The sequence below is a fragment of the Pseudoalteromonas sp. NZS127_1 genome (genome assembly GCF_015864295.1).
In the GTDB taxonomy this organism is placed as follows: Bacteria; Pseudomonadota; Gammaproteobacteria; order Enterobacterales; family Alteromonadaceae; genus Pseudoalteromonas; species Pseudoalteromonas arctica.
Window position 1 is genome coordinate 261,875 of sequence record NZ_JADYXO010000002.1, and the last position, 19,631, is coordinate 281,505.

Sequence of the window (19,631 nt, forward strand, 5' to 3'; positions counted from 1 at the left end):
AAATAACGTAAATTTATGTAAAACAAAAAAATGCAGCGGTTTTAAGGCTGCACTTTCATCTGTCTAATCTTAATATGTAATTTACTCTTCGTAGCGAACTAACCGTAAATACACATTACTAGTTTTGGCATGCAAGCTATTCAACCCACTATCAAATTGATAAACCCATGCAGAGCTCATCGTGCTCACACCCGATGTATTTGACCAATAGTTTTGAAGCTTAGTACCAAAAAACACCTCTTCATTAATGCTCGGCTCGGTGCAACTGTGCTCTAAAATACTCGCCAACTCTTTAATGTTAGGCATTTGCCAATCATCGTAATCTGCGGTTGTATCATTTTTAGCACCGCGTAGTGCCTCTTGCCAAGTAAGAGAAGGTGTAGAGCCTTCGCAAAGTTTTGTATCTGTATTATAAATTTGCCCATAACTACAGCGTTGCCACATAAGACCTGTTTCGGTATCAGACACTGTGCCATCTGTATTTATAGTAAATCTATCTGTCGGCGTTGTGGTATCTGTACCGTCGTAGCACGTTTGCGCCGCTGCAATATTAAAGCTCAAGCTTATAGTTGCTAGTGCATAGAGTAATTTAAATCTCATTATTTTCTCCTAACGGCTTCTAACTAAACGAACATACGCGGTATTTTCTTTTGGATAAGCAAGATCGTTACCATCACTCATATCAATAATGTACGCTTGCGATAAACTTGTACCATCGGCTGCGGTTTGTGAAGTCCAATAACGTAAGTGGCTTAATGCACTTTCACTTGGCATATTGGGGAAAAACACCTCATCAATTAATATGCTTTGCCCTTGCTTACCATAATCAATTAAACCTAAAAGCTCTGTATAAGTAGGTAACCGCCAATTTGTACCACCACAAAAATCTAAGTTATTCACTTCGTTTATATAACTTTGTACTCCACAACTCGTATCATCCGGACAAGTTGAATTGGCTGTACTGGTATCGGTAAAAGTAGTATCGCCTAAATCCCAAAAGTAATGATTTTGCCCCTCACGCAAGCTTGTATTTGGCAATACTCCTGAGGATTCACTTTTTACTTCCCATACAAGTCCAGTAACATTATCGCGTATACAGGTAAAGTCACTACTATCATCACCAACTTCATCCGCAAACTGATTAAGTTTAGTGTAATCAAACGCTAAATTACCTTTACCAACCTTATCTAAGCGGTTTGCATAGCTATCGCGTCCAAGTTCAGCATCTTGCGCTGGAAAGTCATCGCTTTCACAGTTAATGCGTTGGGTGTTGTTATAGCACTCACCAACACCACTATCGTTTATAAGCCCAAGCGCTTTTGGTGATACATCAACAAATAAAGAATCTGTATCGGTGCGTCCTTTTGAGTCGGTTACCGTTACTTCAAAGCTCAACGTGGATTCAGTATCTACATCAGAGGCAAAAAATGTCGTTGTACATTGCTCGCTATTACTTAATGTTTCGCTATTACCGGTAAGTTGTTGCCACTTACACTGATAGGTATCGGTGACAGTTTCGCTATTCGTTGCATCAAGCGTTACTTCTTCAAACTCTTCGACATTTTGATCAGCGCCTGCATTTGCATCCACTAGTTCATTTGTTTTATTAAGCGTCATTGAATATTGAGTACTCGCCTCACCGCCTTCATCATCAGTGACTGTTAGCTGCCAAGACAAATTTACGTTACTTTCTAGTAAAGGATGAGAAAAGCTAAGAGTTGACTCATTAAAGCTAGCAATATCTAAATCAGGACCTGATAGCAGTTGCCACAAGTAACTATCAATTTGGCCATTATCATCAGGATCGCTCGACTCAAGAGCGCTCAAAGTCACCGTATCTTTGTATACAGAAGGAAGTGTTTCAGGAGATGTTTGGGTAACAACAGCAAGAGGAAGTTGATTATTAGAGCTCACTGAAATAGAAATGTCGTCACTAACAGCGCTACTACCGGTGCTTTGATAGCTCACTCTTAAGATTATTTCACTATCAGTTTTTACGTCAGGGGCTGTCAATGTTTGCTCAGCGCCTTCAAGCGGAAAACCTTCTAAGCTTGGGCCGCTAACTTGTTGCCATGAAAACGTACCATCAGCGGGGGAACCTTGTGCTGTGATGGTAAATTCAGTTTTTTCGATAATTTGTAAATCGGTTCCAGCATTAACAGATGTTTCTACAACTGTATTATCGCTATCACCGCCACCTCCTCCACACGCACTCAGCAAACCGCAAGAAATGAGGGGGATTAAAGCAAACGCTTTCATACGCAGCACCTTATTATGTCAAATAATTACTATAGTGTAATTACTAGCAATAAAGATGCCATTAAAGTACTACATATATGTATCTTGATGAATGCGTACAAACAACTTCGTACCGATTTTACTGTAATCTACTTTGTATTCACGCCCATCTAAAGCTTGAATAAATAGTAATTGTTTTTCTTCGCCAAATACATCAGGGCTTCCAACATAGACTATTTCTAAATAGCGATCTTTTGCATCACGGCGGTTTTTAGGTAACTCTTCTTTAAATGGCTCTAAGCCATGTTGAGTCACTTTAATTTTAGGATGAATTTCAGAGTTTACAATCACTAAATCATGCTTTTTATCTTTATGTATTATGGTGTTTCGACCACTTTTTAAAAAGGCTCTCTCTTGACTCATTTTTCTTTCCTACAGTCGCAGCTTAATTATTAATTTGCGACGCTATAAACTGACTAGGCTCGCGCTTCCACTTATTTAAGTTAGCACTAAATGCCCAGATATCTCTATCTAACACACTGGCTGGTAATAATAAATCGTAACCGATTAACAGTTGAAGGTGCTTAGTCCTGTTAGCAAACATAGCTATAAGACCAGTATAGCTTATCCCTTTATGGGATGTGTAATGTGTATCTTCTATTAGCCATTCTGATGGGCAATTGCCATTTTTGCAATGTTTTTGAACAACTTGCATAAACAAATTACGCTGCTCTATTAATAATTTCCCTGCAATTCGAGGCGCTATGCTTGTTAAAAAGTCATCTATGTCGTTTACCTTTATACCAACCGCATTTAATTCTAAGTAATCAAAGCCATCTTCTACTTTGGGTATACCACTGTGATGAAAGTTACTATGAGGCATACACCAAGCTCCGTATTTATGGCAATAAACGAGCTCAGACTCATTTAATATAAGGCTATGATATGGTTCTTGAGTTTTTAAATATCCAATAAAAATAGCGGCAATACACAAGCTCACTAAAAATATTTCAAGTATGCTAATCTCACCCGGCCTCAGTAAATTAAACAACATAATAAAAACTAAACCAATTGCACCTGCAACAAGCACTTCAATTGCGTTTCGCGCACCTTGTGCCCGAAACTTAATGACATTGTTAGGTTTATCCATATTGGTAAAACACCATATAAAAAACAAACATAATAACAGCCCAAATTATGACCTTTCTTGTTGTTATACATAAGTTACAGGTGGTTTTAAATTTCATACATTACCGCTTTTTCCTCAACAAAATAGGAACAATGAATAAATCTTATTTACTTTTACGCTTAACGCACAAATTTATGAGACACATAACCGTCTTTTCCCGGTCTTATTTCGTACAATACATATAATTAATTTTCAGGTATGAAAACGATGTACTCAAGACAGTCAGGTAAAGCACTTTTTCCATTTATTATTACGTTACTACTAATATTTAGCGTTTATTTATATTTACCCGCTAGCCACGGCGAACAAGCCGATTTATCACAAATGTCTACTCAAGTAACAGCTCATACTGTTACTTCTCAGGAAAACGCAGTGATGATAGAAGCGATCGGTAGCGCGCGTGCAAACCAAGCAATCTATATAAAAAGTGCGCAAAACGATTATGTCACAGATATATATTTTAAAGACGGCGACTTAGTCAGTAAAGGACAAAAGTTAGTACAGTTACAGAGCCAACAAGAACAGCTTGCCGTTAAAGAGCTTGGCATTAACTTACGTGAAGAACAACGCCAGTTAGATCGCCTAACCGAACTTTCACGCTCGCAATCAACGGCAAAGTCGTTACTTGAAGAGCAGTTATCTCGTGTTGATGCAACAGAGGCCCAACTAGAAAGCGCTAAAACTAAATTAAACGAAATGACTATTAGTGCGCCCTTTTCAGGCCTGTTAGGTAAGCGTGAAATATCAATAGGTGCTTACGTAAGTAATACAACAATAATCACAACACTTGATGATATTAGTATTATTAAAGTTGACTTTAAAGTACCTGAAAAATATTTAGCACAATTAAATATGGGCATGAAAGTGCTTACGCAAAACGATGCCTACCCAGGACAGACATTTAACGGCAAGGTAACGCATATTAGCTCGCGTATTGATTCGGTTACTCGCAGTGTTGAAGTAACAGCAAGTTTTGCCAATAAATCAGGATTACTTCGCCCTGGTATGTTACTAAATACAGCACTTGAGCTAAGCAGCAACCAAGCTTTAATGGTGCCAGAAAAAGCGGTTATACCTTTGCAAGACAAACACTTTGTTTTTCAAATTCAAGATGGGATAGCTAATAAAATTGAAGTGCATGTTGCTAGCAGAAATAATGGCTGGGTTGCTATCGATGAGGGCCTAACTGATGGCGAGCAAATTGTTACTGAGGGGCTAATAAAAATTCGCTCTGGAAGTAAAGTAAGCGTAAAGGGGTAATACGTGAAAATTACAGATACTAGCGTCAAGCGCCCCGTTTTTGCCATTGTAATTAATTTACTGCTTCTTACTTTTGGACTGGTTGCGTTTACTATGCTGCCACTTCGTGAATACCCGGATATTGAAACGCCGATTGTAAATATCAGCACTGAATACACAGGTGCTTCTGCCGAAATTATAGAAACCAAAATAACGCAAATAATAGAAAATCGAATTTCAGGTATTGAAGGTATTAAAAGTATTAACTCATCGAGTCGTAATGGACGTTCAAACATTACCATTGAGTTTGATATTAACCGCGACATAGATGCAGCATCTAACGATGTACGCGAACGTGTAGCACGTGCACTTGATAGTTTGCCGGATCAGGTACGCCCGCCAGAAGTATCTAAATCAAATAGTGATGAAAGCCCAATCGCCTGGTTTGTATTAAACAGCGAAACAATGGACTCGTTACAGCTCTCTGATTACGCGCAGCGTTTTATTGTTGACCGCTTAGCCGTAGTAGATGGTGTATCTAACGTACGTATTGGTGGTGAGCGCCAATACGCCATGAAAATTTGGCTTAACCGCCAAGCAATGGCCGCACGGGGTATTACCTCAAGCGATATTGAAAATACACTGCGTACAGAAAACGTTGAGTTACCGGCTGGCGAAATAGAATCTATAGATCGTGACTTTACCGTGCGTACTGCCCGTAGTTATAAAGATCAGCGCGATTTTAAAAACCTGGTAATTAAGCGTGGTGATGAAGGTTACTTAGTACGTTTAGGTGAAGTTGCCGATGTACGTTTAGAAGCTGCCGATGACGAAAGCTTATTTCGTGGTAACGGGCGTAATATGATTGGCTTAGGTATTGTAAAACAAGCTAAAGCAAACACACTAACCGTAGTAGATAACGCACGCAGCGAACTTGAAAAAATCAAACGCAACCTACCTGAAGGCACTACAATTCAAGACAGCTACGATTCGTCTGTATTTATTAAAGAGTCTATTAATGAAGTTTACAGCACACTTGCCATCTCTATGGGTTTAGTCGTACTCGTTATATTTTTGTTTTTAGGCAATATACGAGCAACGCTTATCCCTGCGGTCACCGTACCGGTCGCACTTGTTGGTAGCTTTATGTTTTTGTTGGCAATGGGCTACTCAATTAACTTACTAACTTTACTTGCCTTAGTACTGGCCATTGGTTTAGTAGTAGATGATGCCATTGTAATGCTTGAAAATATTCACCGTCGTATTGAACTGGGTGAGCCGCCGTTACTAGCTGCATTTAGAGGCGCGCGTGAAGTAGGTTTTGCTATAGTAGCAACCACGCTTGTACTAATATCGGTGTTTGTGCCATTAGTATTTATGGATGGCCGTATAGGTGCATTATTTACTGAGTTTGCTATGGCGGTAAGTGCTGCCGTATTTTTCTCAAGTGTTACAGCACTAACTCTCGCACCAGCCTTGTGCTCTAAAGTACTTAAAGTATCAGACAAACCAAATAAATTTAGCCAATGGATGGACCGCCAGTTTACTAAAATTGAAGTAAGTTACCGTAATTCACTCTCCACCAACATAACCCGTAAATGGGGTTTAATGGTGAGCTTATTATTAGCTGGCTTTGTTAGTTACTCGTTGTTTTTACAAGTTCCCTCTGAGCTAACGCCAAAAGAAGATCGTGGTACGTTCTTTATTATGATGAGCGGCCCAGAAGGCGCAAGTTACGAAAATAACGCCGCTAATATGGCTAAAATTGAAGAGCGCTTAATGCCTTACTCGCAAGCCGGTGAGCTAAGTCGTGTACTTGTCCGAGTGCCTGGCTGGGGTGGCAGCGGCGGTGTTGCGATTGTGGGTATGGCCGATTGGGATAAACGCAAACGCTCAACGTGGGAAGTAATGGATGAAATAAGCGGTAAAATGCAAGAAGTTACCGATGTTCGTGCATTTGCCATTATGCGCCGTGGTATTGGTGGTGGTGGCTCATCTCGCCCAATTGAGTTTGTACTGCAAGGTAATGATTACGCTCAACTAGCCGATTGGCGTGACCGTATAATTAAGCGTGCTGAACAAAACCCAGGTTTAGTAAGAATCGATCATGATTATAAAGAAACCTTCCCGCAGTTTTTAGTCAGCATAGATAAAAACAAAGCTGCCGATTTAGGCGTTTCGGTATCTGATGTAGGCCGTACACTAGAAACAATGCTTGGCCAGCGCCGTGTTACGACCTTTATTGACCGCGGTGAAGAATACGATGTGATTTTAAAAGGAACAAAAGAAGATTTTACCAATCCTACTGATATTTCAAATATATACCTTAAATCACGAAGCGGTGAACTAGTTCCACTTGATAGCCTTATCAGCTTAAAAGAAGAAGCAACCGCGTCGCGCTTAAACCGTTACAACCGTATGCGCGCAATTACACTAAGCGCCAACTTAGCCGACGGTTATACCCTTGAACAAGCGCTTAACTTTTTAAACGAGGTAGCCGCGCAAGAAAACGATATAGATGGCGCAGTAGATTACAAAGGCGAGTCGCAGCTTTATTACGAAGGCGCATCAGCGATGACCTACGTATTTATACTTGCACTCACCGTTACCTTTTTAGTACTTGCTGCGCAGTTTGAAAGCTTTATGCACCCATTTGTCATTATGCTTACCGTACCGCTTGGTTTAATGGGCGCTATGTTTGGGCTTTGGGCTACAGGACTGACCTTAAATATTTACAGCCAAATAGGTATTGTTATGCTCATAGGCTTAAGTGCTAAAAATGGTATTTTGATTGTGGAATTTACTAACCAATTACGCGATAAAGGCGTTGAGTTTAGTGAAGCAATACTACAGGCAGCTACCCAGCGCCTTCGCCCAATAATAATGACCTCACTTACAACCGTTATGAGCTCTGTTCCTTTGGTTTTTGCTTCAGGCCCCGGCGCCGAAAGCCGTATGGTAATTGGTGTAGTTGTGTTTACAGGGGTTATTGTATCTACCCTGCTGACTCTTTTTGTTGTACCTGCTGCGTATTATGCTCTATCGAAAAATACACAATCACCTGAGTTTTTACAACAAAAGCTGAATAAACAAGCTGCTGAAAAGCCTTTCGAAGAGATCTAATCTCTTTATTGCGCCGTAACCTTGTTGTTGCGGCGCATACAATTTATGCTCGCCTTTAAACTCCATATACATTTTAGGAATACTTATGAGCTCAACAACGCAAGTAGCAACATTTGGTGGCGGCTGTTTTTGGTGTATAGATGCAGCATTTAGACGTGTAAATGGCGTATTAGATGTGAGTTCTGGCTATACCGGTGGCGAAACCGACACCCCAACCTATAATTCTGTATGCTCTGGCACAACCGGGCACGCTGAGGTTGTTAAAGTTGAATTTGACACCACTGTAGTTAGCTTTGAAACACTGCTAGCAATGTTTTTCACTTTGCATGATGCAACACAATTGAATCGTCAAGGTAACGATATAGGCACACAATATAGAAGCGTTGTTTACTATCACGATGAAGCCCAACTAAAGCAAACCAATGAAATGATAGCTCAACTGCAAAGCCATGTGAGTGAGCCCATTGTAACAGAAGTCAGCCCTGCCACTACGTATTATCCAGCAGAGCATTATCATCAAGATTACTATAACGAAAACCCACAGCAGGGTTACTGTAGTATTTTAATAGCACCTAAATTACATAAGTTTGAAACTGTGTTTAAAGAATTCTTAGCTGACTAGCTAATTTGAGCAGTTAAATTGATTAGTTAAACTTAGCTACACATTAAAAAGCCCGACGTAAGTCGGGCTTTTTAATATTAATAAATACCGTTAAAACTGGTAGCTTGCGCCTGCAAAAAAGCGACGCTCTGGCGTGTTGTAGTAATACACTTGACCCGTTGTAAAATCAGTATTTGAATCAACAGCGTTATACTCTTTATCAAATAAGTTTTCTACACGAAGCGAAACTTCAATATGCTCATTTACTTGATAATTACCCGCTAAGTTCCAAAGCGTGTATGATCCTAAACGCGTCACAGCACCTTGTCGGTCACTACGATATTGCATGTCTAAGCTTGCATCAAAAGCACCAAACTGTTTTGCAAGTTCCCAGTTAAAAGTACGTTTAGCAACATTACGTAACTCTGCGCCCGTTTCTTCGTCTTCTGCACTTAAATAAGCAAAGTTAAGGTTGCTATCAAAACCAAAAAACTGCTGAGATAAGCTAAATTCAACCCCTTCATAACGTGCTTCATCAATATTAGCTAATGCAAAGTTTGCATCGTAATCAATTTTATCTTCTATATCGTTTCTAAAAATTGCAACATCAACTTGCGCAATATCAAAGTCCACACTCAAACCTAACTCACGGTTTACTGATTTTTCAGGCTGTAAATCAGGGTTACCATAAAGTGGGAAATATAAATCGTTAAATGTAGGGGCTTTAAAGCCAGTACTTTGGCTTATACGAAATGTTGCATCTTCAGATAAATGATAACCCGCAGCTGCGGTATACGTTGTTTCGTCGCCAAATTGCTCGTCGTCATCTTGGCGAACAGTTAAATTAGCTAATACTTTATCTGCATCGTAGTAAGCACCTACAAACACAGCAAGTACATCTCGGCTGTCTTCAACAAATAGTTGCGAACTATGAGATACATCATCGTTGTACCAATTGATACCACCACTAATGTTAAGCTCATCAGATAATAGGTATTGGCCGTTATAATCAATTTGTGTGCGTTTAGTTATAAAAGTACTTGTTGTTGGTCCAACTGAAAAATCGACATATGTATTGTCTGAATCATCCGTTGCTAGCGCTAAATCAATACTGTGCGTTTGGTTAGTGTAGTTTTTACTCCAACCTGCAGAAAGCTGATAGTTTTTAAAATCATCTCGTTCAATCGTACTGTCGGCTGGGCTAAAGCGACTGTCGTAATCTGCAAATCCTTCACTGTATTGACCTAATAACTTAAAGTCGCCGTAGTGTGCATCAGTATAATTTACTTTAAAACCAAGGTTTTTATTTTCATAGCCATCTTCATCTGGTGCTACGCCTTGCAGTACATCAAAGTTATCTGTTTTTTCAAAGCCTGCATTAAATGCTGTTGTTATATCGCCTGATTTTACAGAGCCTGCCACTTGATAATTTTGGTAAGAATCAGAACCAAACGTAGCACTCACAGATAAGTTATCTGATTCACGCGTTATAATGTTAATTACGCCAGCAAGTGCATCAGAGCCGTAAACACCCGCGCGAGAACCCTTAATAATTTCAATGCGTTCAATACTATTTAAAGGGACATTATTTAATGCTTTTTGACCAAGTGTTGCTGAGCCTGTACGTACACCGTCAATCAAAATTAGCGTATCGCCAGAGCCAGTACCACGAAGTGACACACCTGTATTTTGGCCAAAACCACCGTTTGGATTAACCTGAAAACCAACTCGCGTGCTTAATAAGGTTGGTAAATCGCGTACGTTGCTTGCTTCTATTTCTGCACGCTCAATAACATTTACACTTGCTAAAACGTCATTGATTGATTGCTCAAATTTATTAGCTGTAACGGTTATTTTTTCAATTGATTGCTCTGCGCCAGACACAGAAAATGAAAGCGCAGCAGAAATAGCAACGCCTAAAGTTGTTTTGTTTAACATGATGTCCCCTACCTTTGCCCACCGCAAAGATTTAAGTAAGTAAGATTGCATCAAGGCCGGTCTCCGGACTCAGTAAGCACATCAAAATATGCAATACTTTACCGTTGCGGGGGCAGTGTTGGGCTTGTAGTCATCATGAAAACGCACCAACTTCCCGATTATCCTGCTAAAAAAATCATTACATGAAGTGGCTAGCAAGCACCTTGAAAATATGTCGCTATTGTGAGTATTTTGTTTACAAATGTCAATGGACGTCTATACAGCTAAAAACCTTTAAAATGCAGTTAAGGGCTAGTATAGTTTGAAGAAACGCCATATTTATTAAGTAGCTTCTAAAGTTGTATTTGTGCAGTACGTAAGCTTAGTATTTCATCCATTTTATTACTAGTGATCTTATTTGATTTAGAGTTAACTAAAAAGTGCGTTTCATAAACGGCATCTGGTACGTTACTTTTATAGAGTAAATCCATATTAAAAGTATTTTGATTTTTAAAATATTGGTAAGCAATATTATTTAAAACGCCTACTTCCGCGCGCTTTAATAGCAGCATTTTAACCACATTGAATTCATCAATGGTTAAACTTACTTGATGTTCCTCACTTAAAAATTCGGCATCTGTATTAAATCCAGCAAATTGATACGAGTACCCCAGAACCCCAACCTTTGTTAATGACGTAATGTCGTCAAAGTAAGCTTGCTCATTTGTATTTTCTTTAAGCGTATAAAGCTCATTTTTGGTAATGGTATAAAATTCGGTTTTTTTAATATTCTCTTGCGCTGATTGTGGGATCCATTGCAGTGCCATTAAAAATAAAACATCAAAATTATTTTTTTCAACTGACAAAGCAAGCCTTTTTACAGGTAGAGACTTAAGTACGAAGTTAAACTCCTGCTGTGCGCCGTTTAAAATCTTAATAAACTCAGGAGCAAAACCCTGCTTTTTTTGCGCATTAATAATAATGGGAAAGTAGCCATCTTCAACCAGTACATCAATATCAACTGTTTTTGATAAGCTTGGTTTGGTAAATGTAAGCAAAACAAATAACAAAAATAATTGATGAAGTTTCATTTTAATACCTTCTAGTGTGAAGTACTTAATTGCATGTGATTAAATATAATAGCTTAAATATCAAAAAGAAGATTAATACATACGGGAGTATCTAGGCAGCAAAGAGGGATAATAGTGAGATATTTAAAAAGAGTAAGTAGCTTCAATCTGTCTGTAAGTATAAACAGATTAAAGCATGCTTAATTTAAAACTATTTATTAATTAATCGCGGAAATTTTTAAACTGAAAAGGTTGACCTAGCTCAGCACTGCGCACTACTTGCATAGCCTCTTGAAGATCGTCACGTTTTTTACCCGTTACACGTACTTCTTCGCCTTGGATAGCAGCTTGAACTTTAACTTTAGAGTCTTTAATGGCTTTAACTACTTTTTTAGCCATGTCCTTTTCGATACCCTGCTTTAAGCCAACGTTACGAAATACATTTTTACCTGCACGGGTAATATCTTGAAGCTCTAAGCTTGATACATCCATACCACGCTTAGATATTTTGTTAGCTAAAATATCAAATAATTGCATAACCTGAGAGTCTGCTTCAGCTTTAAGCTTAATTGTTTTGTCATTTAGCTCAATAGATGCATCAACGCCTCTAAAGTCAAAGCGAGTCTCTAGCTCACGATTTGCATTATCAACTGCGTTTTTAGCTTCGTTCATTTCTACTTCAGATACAATATCAAATGAAGGCATTGGTTTGCTCCTAACTATTTAATCTTAATTTTATGTGGTAATTATAACGCTAAAATTATAAATCTTTACATTTTTCTGCATCTTGTTCAGGTGCGATATTAAATTAGTTTGATATACTTGCGCCTCTTTTTTAAGCGATTTTAGGATTTGTCGTGACAAGGCGTGTTTATCAAGCAATTTTTTTAATCAGCATAGTAGCTTTTACCTTTTTATTTGCCAAAGAAATAAAAGGTGGCGTTGTAAATTTATTTCCTCATGTTGATAAAGTCGCCCATTTTGGGATTTTTTTTATACTAGCCATAATAATGGATAAAGCGTTTAAGCTTCCTTTATATGCGCAAATACTTTTATTGGCTGGTTATGGCGCCTCTATAGAAATAATGCAAGACGCACTTCCATATAGGCAAGCATCACTCGGTGATTTTTTTGCTGATTTTGCAGGTGCCGCAAGCTACTTTTTACTTAGAGTAATTTTTACACCTCGAAAAAAGAACCCATATGGCTAATATTTTAATTGTCGGCGATGGTGCTATTGGCTTGTTACTTAGTCATTTTCTAAGTGCGTCGCATAATGTCAGTGTTTTAACTCGCAAAAGCCCAACAAATACCCGCTTTTATAGTCGAGGTAAGGGTGCATCTAAAAAAATTGACGCACACTTTATTGCATTAAATCAGCTAAATAAAGCGGCTGAATTTGATGTTGTTTTATTTACCGTTAAAGCCTTTCAAGTACTTGATGCATTTACGCAAATAAAGCCTCTTCTACCAAGTCATTGCTCTGTTGTACTTTCGCATAACGGAATGGGTAATGTTGATGAGGTAAATAGCCAGCTAAGCACTCACCAAGCACTCTACTTTTTAACGACAAGCATAGCGGGCTTTAAATCAAACCAATACATTGTGCAGCACACTGGTGAGGGACAAAGTGTTATTGGTGCTTGTAATGAATTAGCTTTTCAAAATAGCGCGCCAATAGCTGATATTTTTAAAGTAATACCCAGCCTAAAGTTTACTAATAACATTCAGCAGCTTCGTTTTGAAAAACTACTCGTAAATATTGCCATTAACCCATTAAGCGCTTTAAGTAATGTAAAAAATGGTGAGTTACGCGCACCTAAGTACAACGCTATAATTTTTAATGCACTCACTGAAGCATGCAATATAGCAAAGGTACAAGGGCTTAATATCCCATTGATTAAAGCACTTAATACCGCTTATAAAATAATGGAATTAACGTCTGACAATTACTCTTCAATGCAGCAAGACGTCGCGCATTGCAGAGAAACTGAAATATCAGCTATATGTGGCTATATTAGCCAACAAGGCAAACTTCACGGTATTCCTACACCTTACAACGATGAGTTGTTTGTCAAAATTCAGGCAAAAAAAAGCGTGGTATAAACCACGCTTATATAAATTCTTAACTTTAAGACGACAAACCTTATGGGCGGTAAACTTTTACCGTTTCAAAGCCTTGTTCGTGCAGCATAAGTGCCTGTAGTTGGCTCATTACGCCTCGATCACAATATAAATAGTAGTCGGTGTCTTTTGGTAAATCACCAAACTTAGTCGCCAGACGGAAGAACGGTAAATGAACCACTTCAACACCGTCGATTGCAAGCGGTGCAGCTTCTTCTTCTTCTGGTGAGCGAATATCAACTACCACAGAGCCTACAGGCAAATCAGCAACCGATTCAGCTTCTTTAAGTTCTTGTTTGGCTTCTACGTCAATATCACGCACGTCCATTATACGTGCGTTGTTTACAACGGTATCAAGTACATCAAAGTCGAACTTTTCTTCTTCACCAAGAATAACGTCTATTTTGGCTTTAACCGTTGGCTTTTTAGAAATAACACCACAGTATTCAGGCATTGTTTCTGCCATTTCGGCCGTACCAATTTGACGAGCAATATTAATAATTTCTTGCTTATCGTGTTGAATAAGCGGGCGTAAAATAAGCGTTTCAGTAACACGGTCAATCACGCTTAAATTCGCTAATGTTTGACTAGATACTTGGCCAATACTTTCGCCAGTGACAAGTGCTTGAATGTTTAACTTTTGCGCAACCACACTCCCTGCGCGCATCATCATACGTTTAAGTACAACACCCATTTGACTGTTTTCAACGTTTTCTAAAATTTCAGCAACAACAGGTTCAAAATCAACCGTTACAAATTTAACTTTATGTGTAGAGCTGTATTTTTTCCATAAGTAGTAGCTTGCTTGCTTAACGCCAATTTCGTGCGCTGCGCCACCTAGATTAAAGAATAAAAAGTGTGTGCGTGCGCCTTTACGAATCATTTGGTAACTTGCTACGCCAGAGTCAAAACCACCAGACATAAGCGAAAGCACATCTTCTTGAGTTGGCAAAGGAAAACCAGCCATACCAAAATGTGTATGAGAAACAATGTAAGCTTTATCGTCTTTTACTTCTAAGCGTATTGTTACTTCTGGGCGGCTAAGCTTTACGCTTGCGCCTTCAATATGCTGATTTAATCCACCACCAACATAACGCTCTAAATCAGTTGAGGTAAAATCGTGTTGCCCTATGCGCTTAGCACGAACACAAAAGGTTTTACCTACAATAGTATGACCAACTAAAGCGATGGTTTTTTGATAAATATCATCAAGAGTTTCGAATTGTGTTTCGGTTACTTCAATAAATTGAACAATGCCAGGGATGCGTTTAAGGCTATCGATAAAATCAAGGCGAACTTGCGCGTCTTCAAGCTTTGTAACAACTGAAATGTTATCCCAGTTATTTCTTACTTGTACTTTTTCGTCAACACGGCGCAATACAATTTTAATGTTATTTTCTAACACTTTAGTAAAGCGTTTACGGACTGAACGGCTTTTAATGGCTATTTCAGGATGTAGTTTGACGATAAATTTAAGCATAGTTCACTCTTAGACTGCGGGAATTCGCGCTCCCAGGCATTTGGCGCGGGATTATAGCAAAAAATTCAGCGCCTAGGAAATAGCCTATTACTATCGATTAAACTACAGCTAGGGCCTGTTTATCTTTCGAGGTTAAATTTGCAGCAGTGTGTTTGGTATTTAGGCAAGGCAGAGCCTATGTAGTGTGGTTATTCCCCATAAATAGGCGATAACGTAGCATAAATACCAAACAAGCGCTGCCCAAAGGGTTTAGCCTAGGGGCGATTAACTCTTTGTTGCTTGGTTTTTACTTAGCCCACTAGGTTACAAACCTCGCGTCGCGATTTAATCGCCCCTAGATTGAACAAATTTTAATCCTGAAAGGTCAACAGGCCCTAAGGCTTGTTGCGCTAATTCAGTATATTTTTCACGTAGCAGGTTCATTTTATCAATGCTTTTATCGGTACTGTACGCTCTAAATAATGTAAGTACTTTTAAAATGCCATGATATATATCTTGCTCAGCAAGCGTACCACTTGGCCTACGGGCTTTAATATAAGGCGTCCAAAAACTAACCGTTAACTTTAATGTATGTGCTAAATCAATGACATCTTGCTCATCAATAGCAATCATTTCACTATCGCGAAGTCCTAAAATAATTTTACGAACTTGCTCTAACAACTCTAACTGAAAATCAATATAAGCTTGTTTTAAATCAGCATCTCTAGAGAGAATATCCCCGAGATTATCGTAAAAAAAATGATAGCGCCACATCAGCTCAAATAACGAATCTAGGTAAGCCGTTAAATGATTAAATGCATCATCATCTTTATTAATAGGTTTAAAGTGAGTATTTAAATGATCGCGATACAGCGCAAAAATATGACGGATAATGTCTTCTTTATTTTTAAAGTGATAATAAAGATTACCCGGGCTCATCCCTAAGTTTGATGCAATATGATTTGTCGTTATTGCACGCTCACCATTTTCGTTAAACAACAAAATACTGGTGTGTATTATTTTATCCTTGGTATTCATATGCTAATACTCAAATTATCTATAGGCTACATTACACTCAAAAGAGGTAAACAGTATAAACAAATATGAATCATTAAAACACTCCCACCATGGACTGACCTGTTTAAAGAAAGTAAGTGTTTATATGCTTTTTTAGCTAGGCTGCTTTGTGGCATAAACACTGTTAAACTAGCGCTAAAATAATAAATAGTGAACATTATGAAAGTTATTGCAATTTACCCTGGCACCTTTGATCCACTAACTAATGGGCACACAGACCTTATTCAACGTGCAGCTAAAATGTTTGATACTGTATTAGTTGCGGTTGCTAATAACCCAAGTAAAAAACCCTGCTTTAACCTTGAAGAACGTGTTGAGCTTGCAAACACTATTTTAAGCCACATAGATAATGTTAAGGTGATTGGTTTTTCTGGTTTATTGGCTGATCTTGCACGCGAGCACAATGCTAATGTGCTTATTCGCGGTATTAGAGCTGTATCTGATTTTGACTATGAATTTCAATTAGCTAACATGAACCGCCGCCTGAACCCCGACTTAGAAAGTGTATTTTTAACACCCGCAGAGCGAAATTCATTTATTTCATCAACACTCGTTAAAGAAGTAGCTCGCCACAATGGTGATGTAAGCGAGTTTGTAGACCCTGTAATTGTTAAAGCGCTAAAAACTAAATTGGGTTGTGGTAGCAGTTAATAATAAATAAGGCCTGTTAGCACTGAAATCCATTACTAATAGGCCCTTTTATTAAACACTTTATTTAGCTTTCCTTCTAACCAAGTAAGTTTTAAAACATCTTTACCTATAAAGAAAACTAAAACCATGGTCAAATCTGTAAAATTTATACCTACTATGTACACCCACCAGAACCACCAAAAATCATAATGGTGCATAACATCATTATCTATATACATTGCAAAAAATAGTAAGGTGTTTATACCTAAACCAAATAATAAATAAATGTATATGCTGCTAATCTTTATAAAAAAACCAGATAAAATAATAACAAATAGAGTAATAATATCGAATAAGAAAAAATCGAAGTAAGTTATTGCGTCCATATCAATAAACATACTAGAAGAGTAAGAAAGTGCCATGATGAAAGATAGCCAAACAATGCTTTTATCTGCGCTATTTATAGAGCTTACTAAAGAATATAAAAAAGCCATCAAAAAGCCATCAAAAAGCCCCACTGTACAAAAATACCTATATAAAACGAGATATTTGTATTTAAAAGTAGCTCAACCATTTTACTCCAACACTAGATAAAAAATTATTATACCGCTTTACATATTACGGCAACATCAAATAAAGGCACAAAATCACTCTTCTTTTAAGTTGATTTTTACTGCCTCAGCGATTTAAATGTAACTTTCTAACACTCTTCAAGAGCTTATTTAAGCCTAAAACATCCTTGTTGATGATCAACACCAATGCCATTGTAAAATCGACAAAATACATTCCAAAAATATAAATAGTCCAAAACCACCAATAGTAAAGAGTACCTGCAATTTCAATATCGTAGTGCATACCTAAAAATAAACATGCATTAATAAAAAGGCCTACAATTAAATAGGAGAAAGCAATTGGTACTAATTTTTTATATATAAATCGCCAAAGTATCAGGGCGCTGATAGTAGCAAGATCATAATAGAAGTAATTTAGATGAGGACTTTCAATAAGTGGATCCATAAAAAGGCTAGATATATATGAAACCATCATTATAAGTGAAAGATGCGTTCTACTTTTATCATTTTTATTAATACTCGATGATAGGTTATATAAAAATGCGATTAGGAAGAACCATGTAAATAGTATTGCTACGTTATATCCTAAATCAACCAGAGCCCAAAGTATGTCAGCCACTAATATTATTCCTTCTCATAATACTATTGTGGAACCATGTTTTAATTGCAGCTAAAGCTAAAAAATCTTTGTTTATAAAAAATATAGCTAGCATCATAAAGTCGGCTAAATTAACAACAATTGAATAAAAAAACCAAAACCACCAAGGTTCGTAATTATTATAAACTGACACATCTATATACATACCAAGAAATAATGATGAGTTTATAGTCAACCCTAACAACAAGTAGCTCGATATAAGATTTTTAATAATGAAAAACCTTAAAATAATGATGGCTAAAATAGTTGTTATATCAAACAAAAAGAACTGAAGGTACGATATGTGTTGTATATCGATAAACAGGCTTGAGGAGTAAGAAATTGACATAACAAATGATAACCATACAGCTTCTTTTTTAGGTGTGTTAATACTTACAACTAATGAGTACAAAAAAGCCATTAAAAAGCCCCACTGTACAAATGCTCCTATGTAAAAAGAAATTGCTGGATTAACTAGAATATTATCCATTATTTTTGAGATTTTTATTGAATACTAGTGAAAGAATCATTAAAACATCGAACATATTAACGCCAACAGAATAAACACTCCAATACCACCAAGGCTCATAGTTATATAAGACGTATAGATCGTAATGTAATATTAAGGTAAGCACAGCATTTATTATTAACGCAAAGATGATGAAGTGAAAAGCTATAGAGCGGTGAAGTACTTTAAAGTACTCTAAAATTAACAAAGCTAAAATTGTAATAAAATCGTAGAGCGCCGAGTTTAAATATAAACTGTCTAATAAGCTTATGTAACCACTGGAAATATATGAGCAGAGCATAAGCGCAGATAAATAAACAGTGGATTTATTTTCTTTATTTATAGTAGAGGCCAAACAATACAGGAAGGCCATTAAAAAGCCCCATTGAGTGAAAGCTTGCATATAAACCATTAGGGGTTCAGTAACATACATTTAAGCTAGGTTACTTTGTGTGTATCGTTTGACTTGAAGTAGCTGAGGATTTTGTTCTTTAATTTGTGAAAACCGAGAAAGTCTCTATCTACGATAAGAGCAATAATCATAATAAAATCTATTATATTTACTCCAAATGTGTATAAGTCCCACAAAAACCATGGTTCTCTATTGCCGTTTAAATAAAGGTCATTATATATACTTAGACTTAATGTCGAGTTTATGAATAACCCAATAATTATGTAAATAAAAGATCGAGTTGTTTTTCCAAAAAATGAATAAGTCAGAAAAAGTGCAAAAATAGTAGCATAATCATATAGAACCCAATCTAAATAAACTGAATTTTCAATTGAAAGCCAAGTAAATAAATAGTCCGAAGCTGAATAAGACACCATCATGATAAAGGAACTGAGTAATAAGGTAGTTTTTCTTTTAATATCTAACGCAAATACAAAAACATTAAAAAAAAACGCCATTAAAAAACCCCATGTAGCAAAAGCTGACAAGGAAAACAAACCAAAAAACTCAGTTATAAACATCAACGACCTTTTTAAATATTACTTGGGCTTAACAGGGCTAAGATCTACTAAAACACCACCACGTTGAATTTCAGCACTGGCGGCACTCATCGCCTCTTGAGAGATGCTTACTGTATCAGATTGCAGGGTTTTAGGGCTAGCAGTTTGTTCCATTGCAGGCTTTAATTGTTGTGTTTTGTTGTATGCTTGCATTTGTACTTGGCTATTAGCTGAAACTTGCATGTGATTGATCCTTGTAAAAGTTTTAATTATATTTGGTGCAACTTTTAACCACA

The 19,631-nt window shown here is 37.4% G+C and carries 19 protein-coding genes and 1 riboswitch; of the genes, 6 read left to right on the forward strand and 13 right to left on the reverse strand.

The annotated features are described in order from the left end of the window. Positions 1-81: 81 nt before the first annotated feature. From I6F50_RS04215 to I6F50_RS04230, 4 genes are all read right to left on the reverse strand, one after another. Positions 82-600 carry a DUF1566 domain-containing protein gene (locus I6F50_RS04215; protein ID WP_197175371.1) on the reverse strand — a complete coding sequence of 173 codons (519 nt, stop codon included), beginning with the start codon at positions 598-600 and terminating at the stop codon, positions 82-84. 9 nt (positions 601-609) lie between these two features. Next, complete coding sequence (locus I6F50_RS04220) at positions 610-2,259, reverse strand: DUF1566 domain-containing protein (RefSeq protein ID WP_197175372.1); 1,650 nt, start codon at positions 2,257-2,259, stop codon at positions 610-612. Between the two features lie 69 nt (positions 2,260-2,328). Continuing rightward, positions 2,329-2,661 (reverse strand): hypothetical protein, encoded by a 333-nt coding sequence (locus I6F50_RS04225; RefSeq protein WP_007581673.1) that lies wholly within the window; start codon positions 2,659-2,661, stop codon positions 2,329-2,331. 22 nt (positions 2,662-2,683) lie between these two features. Next, complete coding sequence (locus tag I6F50_RS04230) at positions 2,684-3,388, reverse strand: DUF2982 domain-containing protein (RefSeq protein WP_165740792.1); 705 nt, start codon at positions 3,386-3,388, stop codon at positions 2,684-2,686. A 246-nt stretch (positions 3,389-3,634) separates the two neighbouring features. Between I6F50_RS04230 and I6F50_RS04235 the strand changes: the two genes are divergently transcribed. From I6F50_RS04235 to msrA, 3 genes are all read left to right on the forward strand, one after another. Beyond that, entirely contained in the window at positions 3,635-4,687 is a 1,053-nt protein-coding gene (locus tag I6F50_RS04235; RefSeq protein WP_024590017.1) for an efflux RND transporter periplasmic adaptor subunit, read from the forward strand. A gap of 3 nt (positions 4,688-4,690) precedes the next feature. After that, positions 4,691-7,789, forward strand: coding sequence for an efflux RND transporter permease subunit (locus I6F50_RS04240; RefSeq protein WP_010553194.1), 3,099 nt, complete (start codon positions 4,691-4,693; stop codon positions 7,787-7,789). An 85-nt stretch (positions 7,790-7,874) separates the two neighbouring features. Then, positions 7,875-8,411, forward strand: coding sequence for a peptide-methionine (S)-S-oxide reductase MsrA (msrA, locus tag I6F50_RS04245; RefSeq protein WP_197139986.1), 537 nt, complete (start codon positions 7,875-7,877; stop codon positions 8,409-8,411). 90 nt (positions 8,412-8,501) lie between these two features. On the opposite strand, the gene I6F50_RS04250 is transcribed toward msrA, so the two are convergent. From I6F50_RS04250 to I6F50_RS04260, 3 genes are all read right to left on the reverse strand, one after another. Beyond that, positions 8,502-10,328 (reverse strand): TonB-dependent receptor, encoded by a 1,827-nt coding sequence (locus I6F50_RS04250; RefSeq protein ID WP_197175375.1) that lies wholly within the window; start codon positions 10,326-10,328, stop codon positions 8,502-8,504. A 36-nt stretch (positions 10,329-10,364) separates the two neighbouring features. Continuing rightward, a riboswitch (cobalamin riboswitch) is annotated at positions 10,365-10,549 on the reverse strand. Positions 10,550-10,660: 111 nt separating this feature from the next. Next, positions 10,661-11,398 (reverse strand): ABC transporter substrate-binding protein, encoded by a 738-nt coding sequence (locus tag I6F50_RS04255; protein ID WP_197175377.1) that lies wholly within the window; start codon positions 11,396-11,398, stop codon positions 10,661-10,663. Between the two features lie 201 nt (positions 11,399-11,599). Further along, on the reverse strand, positions 11,600-12,082 hold the full coding sequence (locus I6F50_RS04260) for a YajQ family cyclic di-GMP-binding protein (RefSeq protein ID WP_007377833.1): 483 nt from the start codon (positions 12,080-12,082) through the stop codon (positions 11,600-11,602). A 152-nt stretch (positions 12,083-12,234) separates the two neighbouring features. On the opposite strand from I6F50_RS04260, the gene I6F50_RS04265 reads away from it, so the two are divergent. Together I6F50_RS04265 and I6F50_RS04270 are read left to right on the forward strand one after the other, a co-directional pair. Further along, on the forward strand, positions 12,235-12,588 hold the full coding sequence (locus I6F50_RS04265; RefSeq protein ID WP_007581666.1) for a VanZ family protein: 354 nt from the start codon (positions 12,235-12,237) through the stop codon (positions 12,586-12,588). Next, positions 12,581-13,483, forward strand: a complete 903-nt coding sequence (locus I6F50_RS04270) for a ketopantoate reductase family protein (RefSeq protein ID WP_197175379.1) — start codon at positions 12,581-12,583, stop codon at positions 13,481-13,483. Before I6F50_RS04265 ends, I6F50_RS04270 begins: the two co-directional genes overlap by 8 nt. A gap of 40 nt (positions 13,484-13,523) precedes the next feature. On the opposite strand, the gene thiI is transcribed toward I6F50_RS04270, so the two are convergent. Both thiI and I6F50_RS04280 read right to left on the reverse strand, forming a co-directional pair. Further along, positions 13,524-14,981: a tRNA uracil 4-sulfurtransferase ThiI gene (thiI, locus tag I6F50_RS04275; protein WP_101164302.1), complete on the reverse strand. Its 1,458-nt coding sequence runs from the start codon at positions 14,979-14,981 to the stop codon at positions 13,524-13,526. A gap of 324 nt (positions 14,982-15,305) precedes the next feature. Next, positions 15,306-15,998: a TetR/AcrR family transcriptional regulator gene (locus tag I6F50_RS04280; protein ID WP_024592300.1), complete on the reverse strand. Its 693-nt coding sequence runs from the start codon at positions 15,996-15,998 to the stop codon at positions 15,306-15,308. 198 nt (positions 15,999-16,196) lie between these two features. Here I6F50_RS04280 and coaD point away from each other — a divergent pair, with 198 nt between their 5' ends. Then, entirely contained in the window at positions 16,197-16,688 is a 492-nt protein-coding gene (gene coaD, locus I6F50_RS04285; protein ID WP_165727579.1) for a pantetheine-phosphate adenylyltransferase, read from the forward strand. 35 nt (positions 16,689-16,723) lie between these two features. On the opposite strand, the gene I6F50_RS04290 is transcribed toward coaD, so the two are convergent. The 4 genes from I6F50_RS04290 to I6F50_RS04300 all read right to left on the reverse strand — a co-directional run bounded on the left by I6F50_RS04290 (position 16,724) and on the right by I6F50_RS04300 (position 19,578). After that, positions 16,724-17,185: a hypothetical protein gene (locus tag I6F50_RS04290; protein ID WP_331458705.1), complete on the reverse strand. Its 462-nt coding sequence runs from the start codon at positions 17,183-17,185 to the stop codon at positions 16,724-16,726. A gap of 160 nt (positions 17,186-17,345) precedes the next feature. Then, a complete protein-coding gene (locus I6F50_RS04295) occupies positions 17,346-17,858 on the reverse strand; it encodes a hypothetical protein (protein WP_197139972.1) in 513 nt (170 codons plus the stop codon). Continuing rightward, positions 17,851-18,366 (reverse strand): hypothetical protein, encoded by a 516-nt coding sequence (locus tag I6F50_RS20260; protein ID WP_231612970.1) that lies wholly within the window; start codon positions 18,364-18,366, stop codon positions 17,851-17,853. Before I6F50_RS20260 ends, I6F50_RS04295 begins: the two co-directional genes overlap by 8 nt. A 1,008-nt stretch (positions 18,367-19,374) precedes the next feature. Continuing rightward, positions 19,375-19,578 (reverse strand): hypothetical protein, encoded by a 204-nt coding sequence (locus I6F50_RS04300; RefSeq protein WP_197139970.1) that lies wholly within the window; start codon positions 19,576-19,578, stop codon positions 19,375-19,377. Between the last annotated feature and the right edge of the window lie 53 nt (positions 19,579-19,631).